19 protein-coding genes are annotated in these 22,332 nt (G+C 70.3%); 11 read left to right on the top strand and 8 right to left on the bottom strand.

The genetic code is table 11. The features are described from left to right. Positions 1 to 285: 285 nt before the first annotated feature. Positions 286 to 1,086 (bottom strand): hypothetical protein, encoded by an 801-nt coding sequence (locus AB0O24_RS14370; RefSeq protein ID WP_363375781.1) that lies wholly within the window; start codon positions 1,084 to 1,086, stop codon positions 286 to 288. A 42-nt stretch (positions 1,087 to 1,128) separates the two neighbouring features. Here AB0O24_RS14370 and AB0O24_RS14365 point away from each other — a divergent pair, with 42 nt between their 5' ends. The 11 genes from AB0O24_RS14365 to AB0O24_RS14315 all read left to right on the top strand — a co-directional run bounded on the left by AB0O24_RS14365 (position 1,129) and on the right by AB0O24_RS14315 (position 11,908). Further along, positions 1,129 to 1,734 (top strand): hypothetical protein, encoded by a 606-nt coding sequence (locus AB0O24_RS14365; RefSeq protein WP_275799685.1) that lies wholly within the window; start codon positions 1,129 to 1,131, stop codon positions 1,732 to 1,734. After that, the gene (locus AB0O24_RS14360; RefSeq protein WP_275799705.1) at positions 1,734 to 2,768 is read left to right on the top strand and encodes an HAD-IIA family hydrolase; all 1,035 of its coding nucleotides are present in this window, start codon (positions 1,734 to 1,736) and stop codon (positions 2,766 to 2,768) included. Before AB0O24_RS14365 ends, AB0O24_RS14360 begins: the two co-directional genes overlap by 1 nt. A gap of 19 nt (positions 2,769 to 2,787) precedes the next feature. Next, positions 2,788 to 2,958, top strand: coding sequence for a hypothetical protein (locus AB0O24_RS14355; RefSeq protein WP_275799684.1), 171 nt, complete (start codon positions 2,788 to 2,790; stop codon positions 2,956 to 2,958). Beyond that, on the top strand, positions 2,955 to 3,752 hold the full coding sequence (locus AB0O24_RS14350; RefSeq protein WP_275799683.1) for a TlyA family RNA methyltransferase: 798 nt from the start codon (positions 2,955 to 2,957) through the stop codon (positions 3,750 to 3,752). Before AB0O24_RS14355 ends, AB0O24_RS14350 begins: the two co-directional genes overlap by 4 nt. Next, complete coding sequence (locus AB0O24_RS14345; RefSeq protein ID WP_058626887.1) at positions 3,749 to 4,669, top strand: NAD kinase; 921 nt, start codon at positions 3,749 to 3,751, stop codon at positions 4,667 to 4,669. Before AB0O24_RS14350 ends, AB0O24_RS14345 begins: the two co-directional genes overlap by 4 nt. Next, positions 4,666 to 6,363, top strand: a complete 1,698-nt coding sequence (recN, locus tag AB0O24_RS14340; RefSeq protein WP_275799682.1) for a DNA repair protein RecN — start codon at positions 4,666 to 4,668, stop codon at positions 6,361 to 6,363. The genes AB0O24_RS14345 and recN overlap by 4 nt, the downstream gene beginning before the upstream one ends. A 132-nt stretch (positions 6,364 to 6,495) precedes the next feature. Then, the gene (locus AB0O24_RS14335) at positions 6,496 to 8,196 is read left to right on the top strand and encodes a CTP synthase (protein WP_275799703.1); all 1,701 of its coding nucleotides are present in this window, start codon (positions 6,496 to 6,498) and stop codon (positions 8,194 to 8,196) included. A 1-nt stretch (position 8,197) separates the two neighbouring features. Next, positions 8,198 to 8,776: an NUDIX hydrolase gene (locus AB0O24_RS14330; protein ID WP_363375777.1), complete on the top strand. Its 579-nt coding sequence runs from the start codon at positions 8,198 to 8,200 to the stop codon at positions 8,774 to 8,776. Between the two features lies 1 nt (position 8,777). Beyond that, on the top strand, positions 8,778 to 9,707 hold the full coding sequence (gene xerD, locus AB0O24_RS14325) for a site-specific tyrosine recombinase XerD (protein ID WP_275799680.1): 930 nt from the start codon (positions 8,778 to 8,780) through the stop codon (positions 9,705 to 9,707). Between the two features lie 65 nt (positions 9,708 to 9,772). Then, positions 9,773 to 10,255, top strand: a complete 483-nt coding sequence (locus AB0O24_RS14320; RefSeq protein WP_275799679.1) for a hypothetical protein — start codon at positions 9,773 to 9,775, stop codon at positions 10,253 to 10,255. A 12-nt stretch (positions 10,256 to 10,267) separates the two neighbouring features. Continuing rightward, a complete protein-coding gene (locus tag AB0O24_RS14315) occupies positions 10,268 to 11,908 on the top strand; it encodes an ABC-F family ATP-binding cassette domain-containing protein (RefSeq protein ID WP_363375774.1) in 1,641 nt (546 codons plus the stop codon). A gap of 107 nt (positions 11,909 to 12,015) precedes the next feature. Here AB0O24_RS14315 and AB0O24_RS14310 read toward each other — a convergent pair whose 3' ends face one another. From AB0O24_RS14310 to AB0O24_RS14280, 7 genes are all read right to left on the bottom strand, one after another. Continuing rightward, positions 12,016 to 12,360: a LysR family transcriptional regulator gene (locus AB0O24_RS14310; RefSeq protein WP_275799677.1), complete on the bottom strand. Its 345-nt coding sequence runs from the start codon at positions 12,358 to 12,360 to the stop codon at positions 12,016 to 12,018. Between the two features lie 128 nt (positions 12,361 to 12,488). Beyond that, complete coding sequence (locus AB0O24_RS14305; protein ID WP_275799676.1) at positions 12,489 to 14,039, bottom strand: GMC family oxidoreductase; 1,551 nt, start codon at positions 14,037 to 14,039, stop codon at positions 12,489 to 12,491. Continuing rightward, positions 14,036 to 15,397, bottom strand: a complete 1,362-nt coding sequence (locus AB0O24_RS14300; RefSeq protein WP_275799675.1) for an alpha/beta fold hydrolase — start codon at positions 15,395 to 15,397, stop codon at positions 14,036 to 14,038. The genes AB0O24_RS14305 and AB0O24_RS14300 overlap by 4 nt, the downstream gene beginning before the upstream one ends. Before the next feature lie 158 nt (positions 15,398 to 15,555). Continuing rightward, entirely contained in the window at positions 15,556 to 16,458 is a 903-nt protein-coding gene (locus AB0O24_RS14295) for an SDR family oxidoreductase (RefSeq protein WP_275799674.1), read from the bottom strand. 79 nt (positions 16,459 to 16,537) lie between these two features. Then, on the bottom strand, positions 16,538 to 17,698 hold the full coding sequence (locus AB0O24_RS14290) for a glycosyltransferase (RefSeq protein ID WP_275799673.1): 1,161 nt from the start codon (positions 17,696 to 17,698) through the stop codon (positions 16,538 to 16,540). After that, positions 17,665 to 18,825 carry a nucleotidyltransferase family protein gene (locus tag AB0O24_RS14285; RefSeq protein WP_275799672.1) on the bottom strand — a complete coding sequence of 387 codons (1,161 nt, stop codon included), beginning with the start codon at positions 18,823 to 18,825 and terminating at the stop codon, positions 17,665 to 17,667. The genes AB0O24_RS14290 and AB0O24_RS14285 overlap by 34 nt, the downstream gene beginning before the upstream one ends. A gap of 227 nt (positions 18,826 to 19,052) precedes the next feature. Beyond that, positions 19,053 to 22,136, bottom strand: coding sequence for a chitobiase/beta-hexosaminidase C-terminal domain-containing protein (locus AB0O24_RS14280; protein ID WP_363375768.1), 3,084 nt, complete (start codon positions 22,134 to 22,136; stop codon positions 19,053 to 19,055). Positions 22,137 to 22,332: the final 196 nt, after the last annotated feature.

Here is a 22,332-nt window from a genome sequence, read left to right as displayed (position 1 = left end):
TGGTACTGCAGGGGGGACCCTGTGGGAGAGTAGGACACCGCCGGACTTCTTCTAACGAAATGGCCACCCAAAGCTGGGTGGCCATTTCGCATTTACGGGTAGTTTTTCCCGGGGAGGACAGTCATGTCGACGGACGACGCGAACGATCGCAAGGGCAACGAAGGGCGCTCCGGCGACCGCGCATCCGGTCGTGGGCGGTCATCATCCGGAGGTTCCTCGCGCGGGGACCGTCCATACCGCCGTGACAACGACGCCCGTCCGCGACGCGAAGGCGACGGACGGCCGTCACGGGGTGGCGACCGTCCGTATCGGCGCGACTACGACGCGCGTCCGGCGCGCGATGACCGGCCGTTCCGCCGCGACGTTCAGGGCGCAGGCCGGTCCGCTCGTGACGGTGATCGTCCGTTTCGGCGCGATGGCGACCGCCCGTTCAGCCGGAACGCTGATTCGCGGCCCGCGCGCGATGGCGATCGTCCCGCCCGCCGTGATGGTCAGAGCGCCGGTCGCCCGGCGCGGAGCGGCGACCGTCCGTTCCGCCGTGACAACGACGCCCGCCCTGCTCGAAACGGGGATCGGCCGTACCGAGGCGACAACCCGGGGACCGGTCGTGCGCAGCGAGACGGCGATCGCCCGTTCCGTCGGGAGGGTGAGCGTCCCTTCCGCCGCGACAACGATTCCCGCCCGCCCCGGGACGGGGATCGCCCCTATCGTCGTGACGGCCAGGGAGCCGACCGACCCCGGCGTGACGGGGACCGTCCGTACCGTCGCGAGGGTGATACTTCGGCGCGCCCGCGGCGTGACGGAGAGTCGCGCGAGTTCACCGGGAACGCTCGGCGCCCGTCCGGTGACCGGCGCCCCGGGGCCGGAGCGCCCCGTCGCTTCGACCGCGAAGACTCGCGTGCGACCCGGCCGCCGCAAGACCGCCGTGAGCGCGGTCCTGAGATCCCCGAAGAGATCACGGCGTGGGACCTTCCGGGCGCGGCGCGCAACGAACTGAAGACCCTGAGCAAGGACAACGCGGAGAACGTCGCCCGGCACCTCGCCATGGCGGCCCGCCTCATCGATGAGGAGCCAGAGCTCGCCCACCAGCACGCCCTGGCAGCGTCTCGCAGTGCGGGGCGTGTTGGGGTGGTTCGCGAGACTGTCGCCATCACCGCGTATGCGGTCGGCGACTTCGCCCTGGCACTGCGTGAACTTCGTACTCACAGGCGGATCACCGGCTCCGACGAGCAGCTCCCGCTCATCGTCGACAGCGAGCGCGGTGTCGGACGCCCGGATCGTGCGCTCGAGGAGGGACGCGCGGTCGACCGGATGACGCTGTCCGTCCCGGTGCGCGTGCAACTGGCGATCGCGATGTCCGGGGCTCGTCTGGATCTCGGACAGACGGATCGTGCGCTACAGGAGCTCGACATCCCCGAGGCCGACCCGGACCGCGCGTTCGAGTGGAGTCCGGCGCTGTTCTCGGCGCGTGCTGCCGTTCTGGAGGAGCTGGGGCGCCTCGACGAGGCTGCCGAGTGGGAGCGCCGCGCGCAGATCGCCTCGGACGCTCTCGACGCCGCGTCCGGTGTCGCCGATCGCGAGGTCATCGTCGTCGAAGAGATCGACCTCATCGATGACGAGGGCGGCGTGGACGTGGCATCCGGAGTCATTCCCGTCGCGGACGTGGACGAAGACGAGGCCGTCGACATGGAGACGGTGGCGGACGACGCGGACGACGCGGAGGAGTCGCGGTGATCCTCGGGCGCGCGAAGCGTGAGGCGACGCCACTCGACGAGGTCGATGTCGTCCTCGCCGACCTGGATGGCGTCGTGTACGCCGGCCCGGGCGCGCTTCCGCATGCCGTGGACAGTCTGAATCGCGCGCAGGAGGAGGGGCGTCGACTCGGGTACATCACGAACAACGCGTCCCGTACCGATGCCACCGTCGCCGCTCATCTGTCGTCGCTGGGGCTGCGGGTCGCGGCGGGCGATGTCGTCACGAGCCCTCAGGCGGCGATGCGACTCATGCGCGACCTCGTTCCGGCCGGCTCCACGCTCCTCGTGATCGGCGGAGAAGGTCTTGTTGTCGAGGTCGAGAAGGCCGGCTTCGTCGTGACGCGCAGCGCCGAGGACGCACCCGCTGCGGTGGTGCAAGGATTCTCGCCCGAGGTGGGCTGGGCGCAGCTGGCGGAAGCCGCCTACGCGCTCGCCACCCCCGTCGAAGAGGGCGGCATCCCGTGGGTCGCGACGAACACCGACTGGACGATTCCGCAGGCCCGGGGGATCGCGCCGGGAAACGGCACCCTCGTCTCGGCGGTCCACACCGCCGTGGGACGTCTCGCCACGATCGCGGGGAAGCCCGAGCGTCCCATCTTCGACGAGGCGGTGACCCGCACCGGCGCGAGGAATCCGTTGTTCATCGGCGATCGCCTCGACACCGACATCCAGGGTGCGCGAGCCGCCGAGATGGCGTCGCTCCTCGTCCTGACCGGGATCGATCGTCCGAAACAGGTGCTCGCGGCTCCGCCCTCGCAGCGTCCTGACTTCATCGTCTCCGACCTGCGCCAGCTGTTCGAGCCGTACCCTGCGACGATCGTCAAGGGTGAGCGGACTCGCGTCGGCGACGCTGTCGTCGAGATCGACGGCGTCGATCTCCGCATCGTGTCCGAGGGCTCGCGCCAGATCGATCTCCTGAGGGCAGGAGCGGCCGCGATCTGGAACTCCGGCCGTGCGATCTTCGGGTTCCGCGTTCCGGAGCAGCTCTACGCGGACCCGTTCCGCGTGCGCTGACGCCGGTACCATGGCATCCATGTCGGAGAGCCGAGAGCACGACGCGGACGCCGAGCTGATCAGCCGACTGCGCATCATCGAGGAGCAGCCGCTGGACACCCGGGCGGACGCGTACGCGGCGCTGCACGACGAGTTGGCGCGAAGGTTGGAGTCCGGCCCTCGCGACGCGCCGCCGGCCGCACGCGCATGACGCGCCTGGATGCCGAACTCGCGGCCCGTGGTCTGGCGCGATCGCGCTCGCACGCCACGCAGTTGATCTCCGCGGGCGAGGTCAGCGTCGACGGGAGAGCGGTCGTCAAGTCCTCCGCCACGGTGGACGAGAACAGCGTGATCGAGGTGGCGAGCCCCGACCATTACGTCAGTCGGGGTGCCCACAAGCTGATCGCCGCCCTCGACGCTTTCGAGATCGAGGTCCCGGGCCGCGTCGCCCTGGATCTCGGGGCGTCGACGGGCGGGTTCACGCAGGTGCTCCGTGAGCGCGGAGCGCGTCCGGTCCTCGCCGTCGACGTCGGGCACGGCCAGTTGTCCACAGCCCTCGCGGCCGACCCCGACGTGGTGTCGGTCGAGGGGTATAACGTGCGGTTCATGACCGCCGCCTCGCTCGCAGAAGCCACGGGTGTCGCCGAACGCCCGACGCTCGTGACGGGCGACCTTTCCTTCATCTCCCTGCACCACGTGCTGCCCGCGGTGGTCGACACCGCCGCGGCGGACGCCGATGTCGTCCTGCTGGTCAAGCCGCAGTTCGAGGTCGGGCGCACCGCGGTCAAGGGCGGGCTCGTCACCGATCCGGCCCTGCGATCCGACGCCGTGCACAGTGTGCTCTGGGCCGCCTGGGACGCCGGGCTCAAGACGAACGGCCTGATCTCGTCGCCTCTCGTCGGAACCCACGGCAACCAGGAGTACGTCGCGTGGTTCTCGGCCGCTCGCGGCACCGACCCCTCAGAATGGGAGAGCACCGTGACCCGACTGACCGGAAGCCGATGACCCCCAGCGATCGCCGAATCCTCCTCGTCGTCCACGCGCGCCGCGACGACACCGTCCAGGCAGCCCAGCGCATCATCTCCGCGGTGCTTGCGGCGGGGGCTGTGCCCGTGGTCTCGGCCGAAGACCGGCCGGAGCTCGCGGAACGCCTGTCGCTCGAGGGCGTTGCGACTCTCGGGACCGACGTGGGCATCGACGACGTCGAGCTCGCCATCGTGCTCGGCGGAGACGGGACGATCCTTCGCGCGGCCGAGATGGTGCGGGGGAGTACGGCTCCCATTCTCGGCATCAACATGGGCCACGTCGGCTTCCTCGCCGAGATCGAGCGCGACGACATGGACGACGCGGTGCGTCGCGTGATCGCTCGGGACTACACGGTCGAGGAGCGCCTCGCCCTGGCGGTCAAGATCCAGGATGCCGATGACCGCGTCATCTACGAGACCTGGGCCCTGAACGAGGCGACCGTCGAGAAGGCCAGCCGCGAGCGCATGCTCGAAGTGGTCATGGCCGTCGACGGGCGCCCCCTCTCGTCGTTCGGCTGCGATGGGGTGGTCATCGCGACTCCGACCGGGTCGACCGCATACAACTTCTCCGCCGGGGGTCCGGTCGTCTGGCCGACCGTCGAGGCGATCGCGGTGGTTCCGCTGTCCGCGCACGCGCTCTTCGCCCGACCTCTGGTCGTCGGCCCGGACGCGAGCGTCGCGGTCGAGGTCCTCGAACGCACGAGCGGAAGCGGCATCCTGTGGTGCGACGGGCGCCGTTCGCACGAGCTGCCCCCGGGTGCTCGGGTCGTCGTACGCCGCTCGTCGCGGCCGGTTCGTCTCGCGCGCCTGCATCCTGCGGCGTTCACCGAACGACTCGTGCGCAAGTTCCGTCTCCCCGTCACGGGATGGCGCGGCGCGTCGGGAGGTGCCTCGTGATCGAGGAGATGCGACTTCGCGACCTCGGCGTCATCGCCGACGCGACGCTGCCGATCGGGCGCGGCTTCACGGCGATCACGGGCGAGACGGGCGCCGGTAAGACCATGGTCGTCACCGGACTGGGTCTTCTCCTGGGCCAACGCGCCGACTCCGGCGCCGTGCGCAAGGGCGCGGCGCAGGCAGCGGTCGAGGGCGTCTGGATCGTCCCCGAGGACGGTCCGGTCGCTGCTCGCGTGCGCGAAGCCGGCGGCGACGTCGAGCCCGTGGGCGAAGGATCCGCCGAGCTGTACCTCGGCCGCACGGTCTCGAGCGAAGGACGAGGACGCGCCACTGTCGGCGGTCGCACCGCTCCGGCGGGCGTGCTCGCTGACCTGGCGGACGAACTCGTCGTCGTGCACGGACAGTCGGACCAGCTGCGGCTGAAGTCGTCGTCGGCGCAGCGCGAGGCTCTCGATCGTTTCGGGGGCGAGACGATCACCGTCGCGCGCTCCGCCTATCGCGCGGCGTGGGATACCTGGCGGACTCTCGATGCCGAGCTGACCACGCTCACGACCGACCGCGACGCGCGCGCGCGGGAGGCCGAGGAGCTCCGCGCCGCGATCGCCGAGATCGAGGCAGCCGCGCCCCTTCCGGGCGAGGAGGAGGAGCTCGCCCGCCGTGCCGAGCGTCTCGCGAACGCCGAGGAGCTGCGGATCGCGGCGGTGACCGCGCACGCCGCGCTCTCGAACGAAGACGGCGCGGCCGACGTGATCACTCTCCTCGCCGAGGCGCGTCGCGCCCTGGAGAGGATCGCCGCGAGCGACGAAGCACTCGCCGCGATCGGGGAGCAGGTCGCCGACCTCGGGTACCGCGCCACCGACGCGTCCGTCGCGCTGTCGGGCTATCTGGCCGATCTCGACGAGTCCGGGCCGCACGAACTCGCCGCCGTCGACGAGCGGCGCGCGGTGCTCGCCGGGCTGACGCGAACACACGGATCGGTGGATGCTGCCATCGCGTTGCTCGAGACGGGCTCAGCCCGTCTGGTGGAGCTCGACGATGACGGCGACCGCCTGCAGCGCCTCGAGAAGGAGCGCGATGCGGCGGCCGTCGTACTCGACGCGGCTGCCGAGACGCTGACCTCCGCACGGCGGGAGGCAGCTGCGCGACTGGGCGCCGCGGTCACCGAGGAGTTGCACGCCCTGGCCCTGCCCGACGCGCGTCTCACCGTCGACGTCGCCCCCGCGACCCCCGCGGGTCACGGGCGCGACGAGGTGTCGATCCTGCTCGCGCCGCACCCCGGCGCCGACCCCCGGCCCGTGTCGCGCGGCGCCTCGGGTGGCGAGCTCAGCCGCGTCATGCTCGCGATCGAGGTCGTGATCGCCGGAGTGGATCCGGTCCCCACGTTCGTCTTCGACGAAGTGGACGCGGGGATCGGCGGCGCGGCGGCGATCGAGGTCGGCCGCCGTCTCGCGCGCCTCGCCGAGTCGTCGCAGGTCATCGCCGTCACGCACCTCGCGCAGGTGGCCGCGTTCGCGGGCAACCACCTCACGGTCGTCAAGGGCCACGACGGCGCGGTGACGGCATCCAGTGTCCGTCGGCTCGACGGTGCGGAGCGGGAGGCCGAGATGGCGCGCCTGCTCTCGGGGTTGAGCGACTCGGATGCCGCGCTGACGCACGCCCGGGAACTGCTCGAGACCGGGCGCACCAGCGACTGATCCGACGGATCGACCCGCGATCGTCACGACCCCGTGACGTGGATGTCGGAGGTCGGTGCCAGACTTCCGGACGAGGCGGAGAGGATCCGCGAGCTCACCGGACAGATGCGACTGATAGGATCGAAGCCCGTGATGCAGACTTCGGACGCGGCGGGAAATTCAGACAACAAGACCTTCACGACGAAGCACATCTTCGTCACCGGAGGTGTGGTCTCCTCCCTGGGGAAGGGCCTGACGGCGGCAAGCCTCGGCAACCTCCTCACGGCCCGCGGTCTGCGCGTCGTGATGCAGAAGCTCGATCCGTATCTCAACGTCGACCCGGGAACGATGAACCCGTTCCAGCACGGCGAGGTCTTCGTGACCGACGACGGCGCCGAGACCGACCTCGACATCGGCCACTACGAGCGCTTCCTCGACATCGAACTGAGCCAGGCGGCGAACGTCACCACCGGCCAGATCTACTCGCAGGTCATCGCGCGCGAGCGCCGCGGCGAGTACCTCGGCGACACGGTGCAGGTCATCCCGCACATCACGGACGAGATCAAGCGCCGCATGCGCCTGCAGGCGAGCGAGAGCCCGCAGCCCGACGTGATCATCACCGAGATCGGCGGCACGGTCGGCGACATCGAGTCGCAGCCCTTCATCGAGTCGGCGCGACAGATCCGCCACGAGCTCGGCCGCAAGAACGTGTTCTTCGTCCACGTCTCGCTCGTGCCGTTCATGGGGGCCTCCGGCGAGCAGAAGACCAAGCCGACGCAGCACTCCGTCGCAACGCTGCGTTCCATCGGCATCCAGCCCGACGCCCTCGTGCTGCGTAGCGACCGCCCCGTCACCGAGTCGAACAAGCGCAAGATCGCGCTCATGTGCGACGTCGACGAAGACGCCGTGGTCAACGCGATCGACGTGCCGAGCATCTACGACATCCCGACGATGATGCACGACCAGGGGCTCGACGCCTACATCGTCGACGCGCTCGACATCGACAAGGCGGCTGACGTCGACTGGTCGCGGTGGCAGCGCGTGCTGCAAGCCGTGCACAACCCCAAGCACGAGGTCACGATCGGCCTCGTCGGCAAGTACATCGACCTCCCCGACGCGTACCTCTCGGTCACCGAGGCGATTAAGGCCGGTGGTTTCGGTCAGGAGACGCACGTGAAGATCACGTGGATCCCCTCCGACCTCTGCGAGACCCCCGAGGGCGCGGCGAAGGCCCTCTCCGCGGTGGACGGCATCATCGTGCCGGGCGGGTTCGGCATCCGCGGCATCGAGGGGAAGCTCGGAGCTCTGCGTTTCGCGCGCGAGCAGGGCATCCCGACGCTCGGCATCTGCCTGGGCCTCCAGTGCATGGTGATCGAGTACGCGCGCACGGTCGCCGGCCTCGAAGGAGCCTCGTCGAGCGAGTTCGACCCCGACACTGCGCACCCGGTCGTGGCGACGATGGCCGAGCAGGTCGACATCCTCGAGAGCGGCGACCTGGGCGGCACGATGCGTCTGGGCCTGTACCCCGCGGATCTGGCCGAGGGGTCGCTCGCGGCCGAACTGTACGGCGCGAACCGCATCTCGGAGCGTCACCGTCACCGCTACGAGGTCAACAACGCCTATCGGCAGCAGCTCAGCGATGCGGGTCTGGTGTTCTCGGGTCTGAACCCCGACCTCGATCTCGTCGAGTTCGTGGAGCTGCCGCGCGACGTGCACCCGTACTACATCGCCACACAGGCGCACCCCGAGCTGCGGTCGCGGCCGACCGAGCCGCACCCGCTGTTCCGCGGGCTCGTCGGTGCGGCGCTCGAGCGCCACCGTTCGAGCGAGCTGTTCGACGTCGAGGAGGACTGACATGGGCGAGCTGCGCGACGAGCGGGTGGATCTCGAGATCATCTCGACCGACCTCGTCTACGAGGGTGCGGTGTGGAACGTGCGCAGCGACACCGTGCGGTACGGCGACGGGCAGATGACCCGGCAGTACGTCGAGCACCCGGGCGCGGCGGCCGTCGTGGCGATCGACGACGACGGGCGTGTCGTGCTCATCCAGCAGTACCGACACCCCATCAAGGAGCGCGACTGGGAGATCCCGGCCGGTCTCCTCGACGTCGCCGGCGAGCCGCCGATCGAGACGGCGAAGCGCGAACTGACCGAAGAGGTCGACCTCGAGGCCGACCGGTGGCAGCACCTCATCTCGATGCACACGACCCCCGGCGGGAACGACGAGGTCGTGCACGTCTTCCTCGCCCGCGGGCTCCGATCGGTCGAGACCGACTACGAACGCGAGCACGAGGAGTCCGACATGCGCGTCGAGCGCGTGCCGCTCGCCGAGGTCGTCGACGGGGTGCTGGCGGGACGCTTGCGCAACGGCATCCTGGCCACCGGCGCGCTCGCCGCCGCCGAGGTCCTTCGACGCGAGGCCGCCGCGAGCTGACGTGGAGCTCGAGCGCGCGGTCGAGACCTACCTCCGGCACGTCGCGCTCGAGCGCGGGCTCTCGGACCACACCGTGTCCGCCTACCGGCGCGACCTCGCCGTGTACGTCGAGTGGCTGCGCGCGCGTGGCGTCGATCAGATCGAGACGGTGACGCCGACGCTCGTCACCGAGTTCGTCGCCGAACGGGCCTCGGCCGAACCACCCCCCGCGGCATCGTCGCTCGCGCGACTGCAGTCGTCTGTTCGGGGGCTGCACCGCTTCCTGGTGCGCGAAGGACGTGTCGACGACGATCCGAGCAGTCGGCTGCGGCCCCCGAAGACGCCGCGACGGCTGCCGAAGGCACTGACGATCAGCCAGGTGGAAGATCTCCTGGATGCCGCGGGACCGGGGCCGGGGTCTGCCGACGCGTCGGCTGCCGATCCCGCCGCGGTCCGAGATCGCGCGCTGTTGGAACTGCTCTACGCGACGGGAGCCCGCGTGTCGGAGATCGTGCACCTCGACGTGGATGACACCGCGCACGGTGATCTGCTGCGGGTGCGCGGCAAGGGCGACAAGGAGCGCGTGGTGCCGGTGGGCTCGTACGCGCGCGCGGCGATCGAGGCCTACCTGACGCGGGTGCGCCCAGCGCTCGCGGCGAAGGGGCGGGCCACACCCCGGTTGTTCCTGGGCGTCCGGGGGGCGCCGCTGTCGCGGCAGGGCGCGTGGCTCATCATCCAGGCCGCGGCCGAGCGGGCGGGGTTGACCGCCCACGTCTCGCCGCACACGCTGCGGCACTCGTTCGCGACGCACCTGCTGCAGGGCGGTGCGGACGTGCGCGTGGTGCAGGAGCTGCTGGGGCACGCCTCCGTGGCGACGACGCAGATCTACACGCACGTCACCGCCGACGCTCTTCGCGATGTGTACGCCACCGCGCATCCGCGGGCGCGGTGAGCGGCAGACGTGTTCTCCGGGGTGTTTCCCCGACATCGAGAGCGGCGAGAGGAATGATCGGGCGCATGAGCATCGTCACGGAGCACAACACCGAAGGGAAGTGGTGGCTGTCGCTGCTCTACATCCCGGTGATCCTGGTTGCGTCGGTGTCGGGAATCTTCTCGCTCGGTATCGCTCCCTTCGTGTCGTGGAGTGACGCCTCACCGGTCGACATCGCTCGCATGCTCTGCGTGGTCGTCGCTGCTGGGGGTGCGCCGCTGCTGACCGTGATCTGTCTGCGGGTCCGCGCGGTCCGGTCGCGCTTGCGTCCGGGAGCGGTGAGCATCGCTGCCAGCGGCGCGACCATCCTCGCCGTCGGATGGACGGTCATCGTGGTGGTCGGATACCAGGAGAGCGCGGGCGATGTGTGGAGAACCCTGCCCTTCTTCCTGGGCGTCTGTGCGCCGGTGCTCATCGTGGCGATCTGCGCGCTGACGATCTCGCGGGTCATCCAGCGCGATGACGCTCACCGCGTTGCGGCGGTCCGTGGCGCGGCTCTCGCGCCCTGAGAGACTAGGGGGATGACCGCCACCCTCGTCGCGCAGAACCTCACCGGGGGCCACGGGCACCGCACGCTCTTCGAGGGCGTCGACCTCACGGTCGCGCCGGGCGACGTCGTCGGTGTCGTCGGGGCCAACGGTGCGGGCAAGTCGACGCTGCTGCGTCTGCTCGCGGGAGTCGACGAGCCTCAGGGCGGGTCGATCAGCCTCGCGCCGGCCGACGCCTTCGTCGGCTGGCTTCCGCAGGAGCACGAGCGCGTCGCAGGCGAGACCGTCGCGCAGTACATCGCTCGGCGGACGGGGTGCGCGGAGGCGACGCGCGAGATGGATGCCAGCGCCGCGGCGCTCGGAGACCCCAAGGTCGCCGGCGCTGACGATGCCTACGCCACGGCCCTCGAGCGGTGGCTGGCGAGTGGCGCCGCCGACCTGGACGAACGGATGCCGCAGGTGCTGGCCGATCTCGGACTCGAGGTGGGACCGGATGCCGAGATGACGGGCCTCTCGGGAGGTCAGGCGGCTCGCGTGGGCCTGGCTGCGCTGCTGCTGTCGCGCTTCGACATCGCCCTGCTCGACGAGCCGACGAACGACCTCGACCTCGACGGCCTCGAACGACTCGAGACGTTCGTCAAAGGCCTGCGCGGGGGAGTGGTGCTGGTCAGCCACGACCGCGAGTTCCTCGCCCGTTCGGTGACACGGGTGCTCGAACTCGACCTCGCCCAGAACTCGCACCGGGTCTACGGCGGCGGTTACGACGCGTATCTCGAAGAGCGCGCGACGCTGCGTCGCCAGGCCCGCGAGAAGTACGAGGAGTACGCCGACACCAAGGCCGACCTCGTCGCGCGCGCCAGGACCCAGCGGGAATGGTCGAGCCAGGGCGTGCGCAACGCGATGAAGAAGCCGCCCGACAACGACAAGATCCGCCGCAAGGCCGCGACCGAGTCGAGCGAGAAGCAGGCACAGAAGGTGCGCCAGATGGAGAGCCGGATCGCGCGACTCGAGGAGGTCGAGGAACCGCGCAAAGAGTGGCAGCTCGAGTTCACGATCGGTTCGGCTCCGCGCTCGAGCTCCGTGGTGTCGACGCTGTCCGGGGCGGTCTTCCGTCAGGGCGACTTCACCCTCGGCCCTGTTTCTCTGCAGGTGAACGCCGGCGAGAGGATCGGCATCACCGGGCCGAACGGTGCCGGGAAGTCGACGCTGCTGCGTGGCATCCTGGGCCGTCAGACGCCGGACGACGGAACCGCGAGTCTGGGGGCGAGCGTCGAGATCGGCGAGATCGATCAAGCGCGATCGCTGTTGGTCGGAGCGCGGCCGCTCGCCGAGACGTTCGAGGGATTCGTTCCCGAGATGAACTCCGGCGAGGTGCGGACGTTGCTGGCGAAGTTCGGGCTGAAAGCCGACCACGTCATGCGGCCGGTCGACGGATTGTCTCCGGGCGAGCGTACGCGCGCGGGCCTCGCCCTGCTGCAGGCACGGGGCGTCAACGTGCTCGTGCTCGACGAACCGACGAACCATCTCGACCTGCCCGCGATCGAGCAGCTCGAGCAGGCCCTGGAGTCGTACACGGGCACGCTGCTCTTGGTCACGCACGACCGGCGGATGCTCTCGGCGGTTGAGACGGACCGCCGCTGGCGGGTCGAGGCCGGCGCGGTCACCGAGCTGTAGGCGGACTCCGCCGCGCGCCAGGACGCACGTAAACGCGATCCGCTCGCAGAAACACGTGCAGAACGCGTTTATGTGCGCGAATCGCGTTTATGCGTGGTGCGACGGGATCAGCGGCCCTGGCGCTTCTTGTACGGCTTGGGCTGGCCCTTCACGATGGGGGCGCGGCCCTTGCCCTTCGACGCCTTCGCCTTGCCGCCGCCCGAAGCCTTCTGCCGCGGCGCGGGGGGCGGGGCGTCGGCGATGCGGGCGTACGCCTCGTCGAGGAGCAGGACGCCGGCGGGGAGCAGGCGCGTCGGCGGGGTCCGCTGCACGAGCGGCTGCCCCACCTCTTCTTCGAGCTTGTCGAGCGTCGTGTACAGGGAGGGGAGGGGGATGCCGAGCTTCTCGGCCGCGCGCGGAAAGTGCAGCTCCTCGGCGAGGACGGCGAACCGGCGGAGATGCTCGAGCTTCATGGCATCCATTCTCCCGTGTCACGCGACGAGACGTTGAGTGTCCAGGACACGCCGCTTCGCGCGGCGCGGATGCGGCGTGTCCTGGACACTCGATAGGGAGAGGCGGCGGGGAGAGACGACGGTCGGGATCAGGCGACGGATGCCAGGAGGCGGTCGGCGGTGCGAAGGGACAGGGCCATGATCGTCAGTGCCGGGTTGGCGGCGATCGCGGACGGGAACACCGAGTTGTCACTGATCCACAGATTGGGGATCTCGTGGGAGCGGCCGTCGGCATCCACCACGCCGTCGGCGGGGTCCAGCGACATGCGGCAGGTGCCGATCGTGTGGGCCGTGCGGGCCAGGACCATCGTCTCGCGCGCCCCCGCAGCCTCCATCACCCGGAGCATGAACGCCGTCGCGTGCGCGTCGAGCGCCTTCTCGTTCGCGCCGGCGGTGAACGTCACCCGCGCGCGCGGGATGCCGAACTCGTCGGTCTCGGCGGTGAGCTCGAGCCGGTTGTCGTCCGAGGGGAGGCACTCGGCGTTGATACCGATCCCCGCCATGAATCGCGACTGCTCGAGCCGCTGCATGAGCTCCGGGCCCCACAGGCCGCCGCCGCGCACGAGCGTCGTCGAGAAGGTCAGGGGCATGACGCCCAGGCTCTGCACGAGGTACCCGCCCGCGAAGTCGGCGTCGGCCGGGCGCATCATGTCCTCGCTGATGAGCGACGACGGGTAGCCGCGGTGGCCGCGCACCGGCTCATCGAAGCGTCCCCACACCTGCGTCGCGCCGTGGGCGAGGAAGTTACGACCGACCTGGCCGTTGTCGTTGGCCAGGCCCGTGTGCAGCAGCAGACGCGGGGTCTCGACCCCGCCGCCCGCGAGCACGAGCGTGCGGCAGCGCTGACGCACGTCCACGCCGTTCTGCCGATAGACCACCGCGGCGACATGACCGCGGGCGTCGAGCTCGATCGCGTGCACCATCGCCTCGGCGCGGATCTCGGCTCCGGCGGCGACCGCCGCGGGCAGGTAGGTGTTGGCGGTGGAGGCCTTGGCATCCGTCCGGCACCCCTGGTGGCACTCGCCGCAGTTGACGCACGCACCGCGCTCGCCGTGGTGCTCTTGCAGCCGCGCACGGGTGAGGACCGCGGCCGGCGCGTCTGCCCAGGTGACCCCGAGGGCATCGCAGCCCTTGGCCACGAGGTTCGCGGGAGCGTTGCGCTTCGCGGGCGCGTAGGCGTAGCGGCGTGATGGGTCCCAGGGGTAGGGCGTCGGCCCCGACACCCCGATGTCGCCCTCGACGCGTTCGACGTACGACAGCAACTCGTCGGGGTCGACGGGCCAGTCGCGGCCCTCGCCCGTCTCGGTGCGGAGCGCCAGGTCGCGGCGATCGGGGCGCGGCGTGAAGGCACCCCAATGGAGCATCGAGCCGCCGACGCCGCGTCCGCTGTTGTTGGGACCGAACGCGGTCGGGTCGTCGCCGCCGCTGAGGCGCTCCGACATCCAGTTGATCTCGACCGCCTCGCTCTCGTCGGGCGTCAGGTCGTCGAGGGCGAAGTGGCGTCCGGCCTCGATCGCGACGACGCGGAGGCCCTTCTTCGCCAGCTCGGCGGTCAGCGGAGCGCCGCCCGCACCGGTGCCGACGACCACGACGTCGACGGTCTCGTCGGTGCCGAACGTGCGCATCTGCTCGAGCTTCATGCCGCGTCTCCCTCGGCTACGGTGCCGCCGACGCCGACGGGCTCCCAGTCTTCGCGGCGCCCCAGCCGCAGTTCCACGTACCCGCGGATCGGGCTGCCGCCGGTCGCGAAACCGTCGTAGCCGATGAGCGCCATGCTCGCGGGGTGGGCGAGCCACTGACGGACGAGGTCGTTGCGGACGTCCTCGAGCCACAGCTTCAGCCGACCCGCGTTCAGGGGGCCGTCGGCATCCGTCGTCCCCTCGATCGCCGCGCGCAGGACGTCCGCGCGCTCCGTCGGATCGGTCGGCCAGACGCGGGCGAGCGTGTCGAGGCCGGCGCGGTAGGCGTCCGGGTCGGGTGGGAGCTCGGCGTTGCGCCAGCCGTCGCCTTCGCCGCGCGCGAGCTGCGTATCGACGCGCGCCGCGATGTCGATCGCGGGCCCGTCCTGCGGGACGACGAGGTCGGCGATCTCGCGCAGCAGGGTGAGTTGGGCGAGATCGAGAACGACGGGGGCGTATCCACGGTCATCGGGAACCGCACGGCGGTTCAGGATGCCGCGCACCCGGGCATCCACGCGGTCGCCGGCGATCAGGGCGGCCCAGTCGTCCGGCATCACGGGCCCGAGGAGGACCTCGTCGGCGACGAACTGCGCGATCGCTTCGGCGGCTTCGGCGGCGCGCTCGAGCGGGATCATGTGGCCGGTGTCGCCCAGAGCGACGAAGCGCGCACGGGGGTACACGGATGCCAGCAGCTCGGGCTGAGCGGCCGCGCCGAGGTCGGCGTCGTCGGCGCCCGCGAGCACCAGGGCCGGAAGGTCGAGCGTCCCGACTTCGGCGGAGGCGTCGACCCGGCTCCCGGTCTCGAGCCACGCGCGCCAGGCGGCGGGGGAGGTGCGCCGGAGGTCGGTCAGGGCGCGTTCGTGTGCCTGAGGTTCGAGCGACTCGGCGGTGTTCTGATCGATGAACGTCTCGGCATCCTGGTCCGACAGGGAGCCGTCGGCCACCCACGACAGCATGCGTTCGCGTCGCTCCTCGTCCATCGGCTCGGGGCGCGGCGGAGAGGGCGCCATCAGCACCATCCCGGCGAGACCTGTCAGGGGCGCGTCGCCGCGGAGGACCCGGGATGCCACGAGCGCGGCGACCTTTCCGCCCATGCTGTGCCCGCCGAGCATCCAGCGTCCCCGGGCGTGGCGGGCGAGGTGGTCGACCACGTGCTCGACGGTGGCGTCGAGCGAGGAGTCGGGAGCAGACGCGAGTTCGCCGAAGCCGGGGAGGTCGACGCCGCGGACATCGACCGTGCCGTCGAGCAGATCGCGGAGGGGCTGGAACTCCTCGGCGCTGGAACCCAGCGCGTGCAGCAGGAAGAGGGTGACGGGCATGCCATCACGCTCGCGCACGCTCCGGTCGGGAACGGGCCGCTTGCCAATTCGGACGATATGCGCAAGTGCGGTCGCACGCCCCGGGCCGAGCCCCCGGGAAACGCGCGAGACGAGGGTCTCGCACGCGGAGACGGAGGGGTTCGGCCCGGGCGTGAAGATCAGGGCGTGACCATGCCTCCGTTGACGTTCAGCGTCTCGCCCGACACGTAGCTCGACTCGGCCGAGGCGAGGAAGACGAACGCGGGGGCGATCTCCGCGGGCTGTCCGGCGCGCTGGTAGGTGCTCTCGTCGTCGAAGTGCTCCATCTGATCGTCGGAGACACCCTGACTCACCTGGAGGGCTGACCACGTCGGTCCCGGAGCCACCACGTTGACCCGGATGCCGCGAGGCGCCAGCTGCTGGGCCAGCCCCTTCGACAGGTTGTTGATGGCCGCCTTCGTCGCCGCGTAGTCGAGGCGGTCGGGGGCGGGCACGTACGCCTCGAGCGAGGCGGTGTTGATGATGGTCCCGCCCTCGGGCAAGTGCGCGAGGGCCGCCTTGGTGATCCAGAAGGGCGCGAACACGTTGGTTCGGAACGTGAGCTCGAACTGCTCGTCCGACAGCTCGTCGACCCTCTCGACCATGACCTGCTTTCCGGCGTTGTTGACGACGATGTCGAGGCCGCCGAGCGCCTCTGCAGCACGGTCGACGAGCTCGCGGCACGCGTCGGGATCGGTGATGTCGGTGGCGATCGAGACGCCGGTGCGTCCGGCATCCCGAATCTGCTCGAGGATGTGGTCGGCGTCCCGCTGCTCGTCCGGAAGGTGCACGATCGCGACGTCGGCGCCCTCGCGCGCGAACGCGATCGCGACCGCTCCACCGATGCCGGAGTCGCCTCCCGTGATGAGTGCTTTTCGTCCCTCGAGGCGGCCGAGACCGCGGTACGTCTTCTCCCCGAGGTCGGGGATCGGAGTCATGTCGGCCTGCACACCCGGTTCGGGCTGATGCTGGATCGGGGGCTCGACACGCGCGTAGCGGGTGACGGGGTTGTCGAAGGTGAACTGATCGCGATCGGTGGTCATGAAGCGACGGTAGGCAGGGCGCGCGCCGTGGCGCGCGGCCTTGACGGCGGGACGGATGCCGCTCCTGCGGCGCGGCGACTCACCCGGTGACGAAGCGGCGGATGCGCTCCTCGAAGACGCCGGAGGAGAACTTCGCGGTGACCTCGACGCCGTCGAACCGGGGGAGATCCAGCGCGGTCGACGTCGCCGCGGCCAGCTCGCGCGGGCTCAGTCCGGTCGCGGTGACGCCCGTCACTCCCGGGACGTACGTTTCCAGTTGTCCGCCGACCGGCCCCGTCACGACGGGGGTTCCGACCACCTGCGCCTCCACGGGAACGATGCCGAAGTCTTCGATCGCGGGAAAGAGCAGCACCGACGCCGCCCGATACAGGCCTCGCAGCAAGGCGTCCGAGGGAGAGACGACCACGGAGACGGGAATCCGTGCGTGCACGGCGCGGTCGCGAAGAGCCGCTTCGTCGGGACCTCTTCCGGCGATGACGGCCGGGAGCCCGAGACGTTCGGCGGTGTCGATGACCAGGTCGAGGCGCTTGTACGTCGCGAACCGCGATGCCCCCAGGACGAAGACCTCGGGAAGGGCATCGAGGACACGCCGATCGCCATCGCTCAGCTGCCGCTCCCACGTGGCGACGTCGGCAATCGCCCGCACATCGACGGGAGGGGGGATGACGACGGCTTCACGTCCCCACGAGCGAGCGATGCGATCGCGGACGAAACGGCTGTTCGCCGCGAGAGCGATCGGTTCCGCAGCTCGTCGGTGGTCGATCGCACGGAACGCGGGGGCTGCCGACCGGACGACCCGCCCCTGTCCGCGAGGGTCGTACTCGGGCGTCCAGATGTAGCGAGCGGGCGTGTGGACGTACACGTACTTCGGGATGTCGCGGGTGTCGTCCGTTGCTGAGCGGACCCGCGCATGATGAGCGAACAGGTGCGAACTGATCAGCATCCAGTCGTAAGCGCCTCGTGGCAGGAGGCGCCATGTCGGGAGGCAGAAGGCGGCGGCGAGAGCCTTGTGGTGCCGCAGCGGAGTCGCCGCGAGCCACGTCTCTCGCACGCGTCTGTCCGAGAAACGAGCGGGGGCGTCGTTCCACAGGCATTGCACGTCGGCCGTGGGAAAGGCCCGTGTCATCGCCTCGAGGACGTTCTCCGACCCACCGGCGGGCGCGATCCATTCGTGAACGAGGAGCCCGCGGTTCGGGTTCGAGGCCATCATCGCCGGCTCCGACGAAAGACGGGTGTCCATGAGCGAACGCCGCGAACCAGGCGTCGGCGTCGGGCCCGACCGGCATCCTCGGTCGGTTCGCCGGCGCGCCGGGCGGAGGCGAGAGCGATGTCGTCTGGCGGCCATGCGAGGTTGCGTAGTGCCCGGGCGCGCTCGCGCCATGGGAGGGAGCGCACTGCGACGAGGTACGCGCGCGGGAGATCGGGTTGCGCGCGATGGAACCAGTCGCGAGGGGCCCCGTCATCGGGACCCGGGTCGATGCCGGGAAACGACACGGAAAGGTCCGCGCGGAGGACGGGGACGGCCCCGAGCTTGCGGGCGGCTTCGATCGCCCCGCCCGCCGAGGCGAGGATGATCTGGGCGACCCGATGGTCGTGCTCGGTGACAGGCCTCCCCACCGCGGGCCGCACCGTGTGCAGGGCGAAGATCACGGCATGGGCATCGCGGCAGGGGACCGAGACGGCGACACCCGCGACGCGCATCGTGGTCGAGAACCCGAGGAGTGCTTCGAAGGCCTCGGAGTCGTCGAGCGTCAGCCCCGGGAAGCGGCGGTGGATGTCGATCTCGCACCCCCATGACGTGGGCGTCATCGTCGCGGTGTGGTGGACGGAGGTGCCCCTCCACGGGTCGGGCTCACGCTCCCACCCCCAGGGGGCGAGAGCGGCGGCCAGCTCATCCCACCGGGCGGGGTCGCACCAGACGTCGACATCGCCCGAATGCTCGCGCTCACGCAGACCCTGGTGATGCAGGGCGGGGCCTTTCACGAACACGCACCGGATGCCGAGGGAGGCCGCGACGTGCTGGACGAGGGCGTACACGAGCTCGTGCAGCGGAGAGGAGAGCGCCGGAGGATCGAGGCGCGTCACTGCGGCGGGATGGGCTCGGCCCACGACCACCAGACCCCTGTCTCGGAGATGTTCCAGAACGACGTTCTCCTCCGGCGAGAACTCGCGAGGTGGATGGGGTGCGCCATCGACGAGCTCGCGCCACAGCGTGGCGCCGTCGCCGACGAGGCAGAGCGCCGGTCCGGGGGTGATCGGAACGGCGAGAACGTCCGCTTCGGCGGCCAGGGTCGGGATGCCACGCGCGTCGAGAGCGCCGAAGGCCACGGGAATCCACCGCTCGTCGGGTAAGGGAGTGAAAGACATGCGGCGGTCCTCGGGAAGGCGGAGTCGACCTCCCAGTGTGACCGCGTCGGATCGGGGCGGTTCGGTCGCGGCGCGTGTTCCCGCGGGCGAGCGCGCTGCAGTTCGCCCGCGACCTTGCGGCGTCTCACCCGTTCCACGAGTGCGAGGGGAAGGTATCCCGCGGACCGACGCGACGGGGGCCCGGGCGCACCGCCCGAGCCCCCGCTCGTGATCGCCGTCGTCCCGGCTCAGGGAATCGGTGTCAGCACCACCTGATCGATGAATGCCGTCGCATCTCCGGAGGCTGCCGACCCGCGGAACATGATCTCGTGATCGCCCGCCGGAACCGTGAAGGTCGGCGAGGTGTGCGAGCTGAACGTCGCCGTCGGGGGAGCGAAGCTGTCGACGACGACCCCGTCGATGAGCACCTGCACCGTTTGCACCGCGCTGTACCCGGGGCGTCGCGACGCCTGGTAGGTCAGTGTGTAGTCACCGGCTGCCATGTCGAGCGTCTGCGAGAACGATCCGTGCTGCCCGTCACGCGACTGCAGCAGCGCGGTCTGGGTGCCCTCGGGCGCGGACGGCGCCCCGAAGGCACTCCCGTTGTGCTGGATGCCGCTGCGGCCGACGAACGACCAGCCCTCGGTGAACGGCGCCGACTTGACGCCCGTCGTGGACGGAGCCTCGAAGCCGGTGTTCTGCAGCTGCGCCGGCTCCGGCGGGACCGGGGCTTCGATCCGGACCGCGTCGAGGAACGCGGTGCGGTCGCCCGAGGGCGCCGTGGCGCGGAACGTGATCGTGTGGCGACCGCCGTCGGAGGTGAAGGCGGGGGTCCGCTTGGTCTCGTACGAGCTCGTCGAGCCGACCGCGAACGAGCCGATCACGGTGTCGTCGTACAGCACGTCGAAGCTCTGCGCGGGATAGCCGGATCGTCCCGAGAGGGCGAAGACGACCTGATACTCCCCGGCGGGGAACGCCGCCTCCTGCGAGATGGTGCCCTGAACCCCGGCATCCGTCTTGAGGTATCCGACCTGCTGGCCCTCCGACGGCGTCGGCGGCCCGAGCGGTCCCTGACCGTTCTGGATGCCGGAGCGACTGTTGAAGGTCCAGCCGTTCGTGAAGGGGCCGGTCTTGGACTTCGTCCCGCCGGGCTTCTCGAAGCCGGCGTTGGTGAGCGTCACCAGCGGGTAGGACGACGGCAGCTCGGGGCTGACGTAGCACTTCTGCGTCCCGTTGGGGTTCGGGTCGCCGAGCGTCGCCGCGTCGCACGAGACCGGGCCCGTCTTCGCCTGGTACGTGAAGAGTCCGTCGCCGCCGAACGCCACGCTCTGCTGACCGGAGAAGAAGCACGTTCCGCCCTCGTTCGCGCAAAGGGTGTAGCCGTCGGGACCCTGGGAGACGCCGCCGACTTTGAAGAGGCGGCTCGTGATGCCCGAGGCCTGCTTTCCCGTTGCGAAAGCCGCCGCGCGGTAGAGCTTCGTGGAGGTCTCCGGGAGGATCAGGGGGCGTTCGTAGAGCGTGGAGCTCGCGGTCGGTTCTGAACCGTCGGTGGTGTACCGGATCTGTGCGCCCGCGGTGGGCGTCGACAGTGTCAGCACCTCGGAGCCGGCGTAGACGCCGCTGTCGAGGTCGAACTGCACGGGATCGACGCGGCTCGCCGTGAGCTGCGGGGTCACGGTCACGAGGGTGACCGCCGACGACGTCGGGTCGGCGGTGCTGGTGGCGCGGACAGCGACCTTGCGTTCCGAGTCGACGCTGGGCGGGGTGTAGACGCCGGAGCTCGACACGGAGCCGTTGCCCGTGCCGTCGACCGACCACGTCACGCCGGGAGCGCCGTCGATGACATCGGCGGTGAGCGCGAGGGTCGAACCCGACGCCACCGTGGGGTCGGCATCGCTCAAACGCACCTGGACGGCGGGGTCGGCCGTCGTGTAGATCGCGAACGAGTACCCCTCGTCGAGCTGATCGGAGAAGCCCGTTCCCGCCGGCAGCGTGGCCGAAACGGCGGGCAGGAGCGCGTTCTCGTCGGGGACGAGATCGTTGTCGTAGACGACGCGGTGGAAGTCCTTGCCGATCGCCGTGGAACCGAACGAGACGTCGAGGTCGGTCGGAGCGGTTCCCTTCGACTCGACCAGGAGCGTGTACTCGCCCGCGGCGTCGCGGAACGCGGCGGTGCGCACGTCCGCCGTCGATGAGCTGGACTGCAGCACCTGGCTGTGCGCCGGAACGTAGCGGTTCAGCAGCCCCGCCGACAGGAACGTCTTGCGCGGCTCGAGGCCGAGCGGAAGGGCGTCCCACATGTTGTACGTGCCGTTCGTGTCGCCGTCGGGGTCGACGGTCCAGGTGCCGTTGAGTTGCCAGACCAGGAGCGAATGCAGCCCCAGGTTCGCGCCCGCGATCACGTAATTGGCATACCCCGAGTCCCAGCCGCTCGCGTTGTCGTCCGACCAGCCGAACTCGGACATGTTCACCGGCTTGCCCCCGGCGACGCTCTTGCGGGCGTTGATACTCGCCGGGACCGAGCCGTACGAGTCGCCGTAGGTGTGGAAGCTGTACTGATCGAACGCGTCGCCGCCGTTCTGCGCCATGTAGGTGGTCCACGCGGGGGCGCCGGTCTCTTCCGGTCCCCAGATCTCGACCTCGTCGCGGAGTCCGTCGGCGACGAGCCGCTGGTGCACGGCCTGCGCCATCTGCACGTAGGCGGCCTGCTGATCGCCGGGGGCTTCGAAGTCCCAGCTGCCGTTGGGCTCGTTGTAATAGGTGAGGTATTTGACGTTGTCGTACCCGCGGACGTTCTTGAGCTGGTCGATCAGAGCGGAGGCGGATGCCGCGTACGCGGCGTTGTCGGCCGGGGCGCTGGTCCACGGGTCGACGCCGGGGATGCCGAACCAGTCGTGGACGGTCGAGCCGACCTTCCAGCCGAAGTTCAGCTCGATATCGGTGCCGGCGGCCTTGAACGCGTCGAGGTAGGCGTAGAAAGCCTTCATCCGGTCGCTGTCCCAGGTGTAGACGCCCTTCTCGGGCTCCATCCAGTCGATCTGGAACCAGACGCGCGCGACCTTGGGCCGGATGGTGGCGATGCGCTCGGCGTCCACCGCCCAGTCGGCATCCGAGTATCCGAATCCGCGTGAACGCCCCATGAGGGCGGATGGGATGACGTTGACGCCGATGCCGAGGAAATCGTTCTGCACCACGGTGGCGGTGTCGACCGAGATCGTGGCGGTCGTGTCGGCGGTGGCCGGCGACACGGTGCCCGCGACCGCGAGGGACGCGATCACCGCGCCGGTGGTGGAGAGCGCCGTCCAGCGGCGCAGGGGGTGGGGGGATCGCATGAGACTCCGTCGTCTTCGAGGGCGAAAGTCAAGTAGTAAAACTACAGGCCCTGATTGCCGTCGAGCGTAATCCGGGGGAATTCGTGCGCACAAGAGCTGATGAAAAGGTAGCAGAGGTAGTCGGGCTACCGATTCGCGGGAAGGCGTGAACCTCACGTGAGATGCAGCGGGCGCGGCGTCCCCCAATGCCGCCGCG

This window comes from Microbacterium sp. NPDC086615, assembly GCF_040686055.1.
Taxonomy (GTDB): Bacteria; Actinomycetota; Actinomycetes; order Actinomycetales; family Microbacteriaceae; genus Microbacterium.
This window is presented reverse-complemented; position numbering and strand designations above follow the sequence as displayed.

Bases quoted from the DNA above. Each gene is read 5' to 3' on its own strand.
- AB0O24_RS14355 (WP_275799684.1), top strand. From the start codon at position 2,788: ATGTCGGAGAGCCGAGAGCACGACGCGGACGCCGAGCTGATCAGCCGA.
- AB0O24_RS14350 (WP_275799683.1), top strand. From the start codon at position 2,955: ATGACGCGCCTGGATGCCGAACTCGCGGCCCGTGGTCTGGCGCGATCG.
- AB0O24_RS14345 (WP_058626887.1), top strand. From the start codon at position 3,749: ATGACCCCCAGCGATCGCCGAATCCTCCTCGTCGTCCACGCGCGCCGC.
- AB0O24_RS14335 (WP_275799703.1), top strand. From the start codon at position 6,496: ATGCAGACTTCGGACGCGGCGGGAAATTCAGACAACAAGACCTTCACG.
- AB0O24_RS14330 (WP_363375777.1), top strand. From the start codon at position 8,198: ATGGGCGAGCTGCGCGACGAGCGGGTGGATCTCGAGATCATCTCGACC.
- AB0O24_RS14320 (WP_275799679.1), top strand. From the start codon at position 9,773: ATGAGCATCGTCACGGAGCACAACACCGAAGGGAAGTGGTGGCTGTCG.
- AB0O24_RS14315 (WP_363375774.1), top strand. From the start codon at position 10,268: ATGACCGCCACCCTCGTCGCGCAGAACCTCACCGGGGGCCACGGGCAC.
- AB0O24_RS14310 (WP_275799677.1), bottom strand. From the start codon at position 12,360: ATGAAGCTCGAGCATCTCCGCCGGTTCGCCGTCCTCGCCGAGGAGCTG.
- AB0O24_RS14305 (WP_275799676.1), bottom strand. From the start codon at position 14,039: ATGAAGCTCGAGCAGATGCGCACGTTCGGCACCGACGAGACCGTCGAC.
- AB0O24_RS14300 (WP_275799675.1), bottom strand. From the start codon at position 15,397: ATGCCCGTCACCCTCTTCCTGCTGCACGCGCTGGGTTCCAGCGCCGAG.
- AB0O24_RS14295 (WP_275799674.1), bottom strand. From the start codon at position 16,458: ATGACCACCGATCGCGATCAGTTCACCTTCGACAACCCCGTCACCCGC.
- AB0O24_RS14290 (WP_275799673.1), bottom strand. From the start codon at position 17,698: ATGGACACCCGTCTTTCGTCGGAGCCGGCGATGATGGCCTCGAACCCG.
- AB0O24_RS14285 (WP_275799672.1), bottom strand. From the start codon at position 18,825: ATGTCTTTCACTCCCTTACCCGACGAGCGGTGGATTCCCGTGGCCTTC.
- AB0O24_RS14280 (WP_363375768.1), bottom strand. From the start codon at position 22,136: ATGCGATCCCCCCACCCCCTGCGCCGCTGGACGGCGCTCTCCACCACC.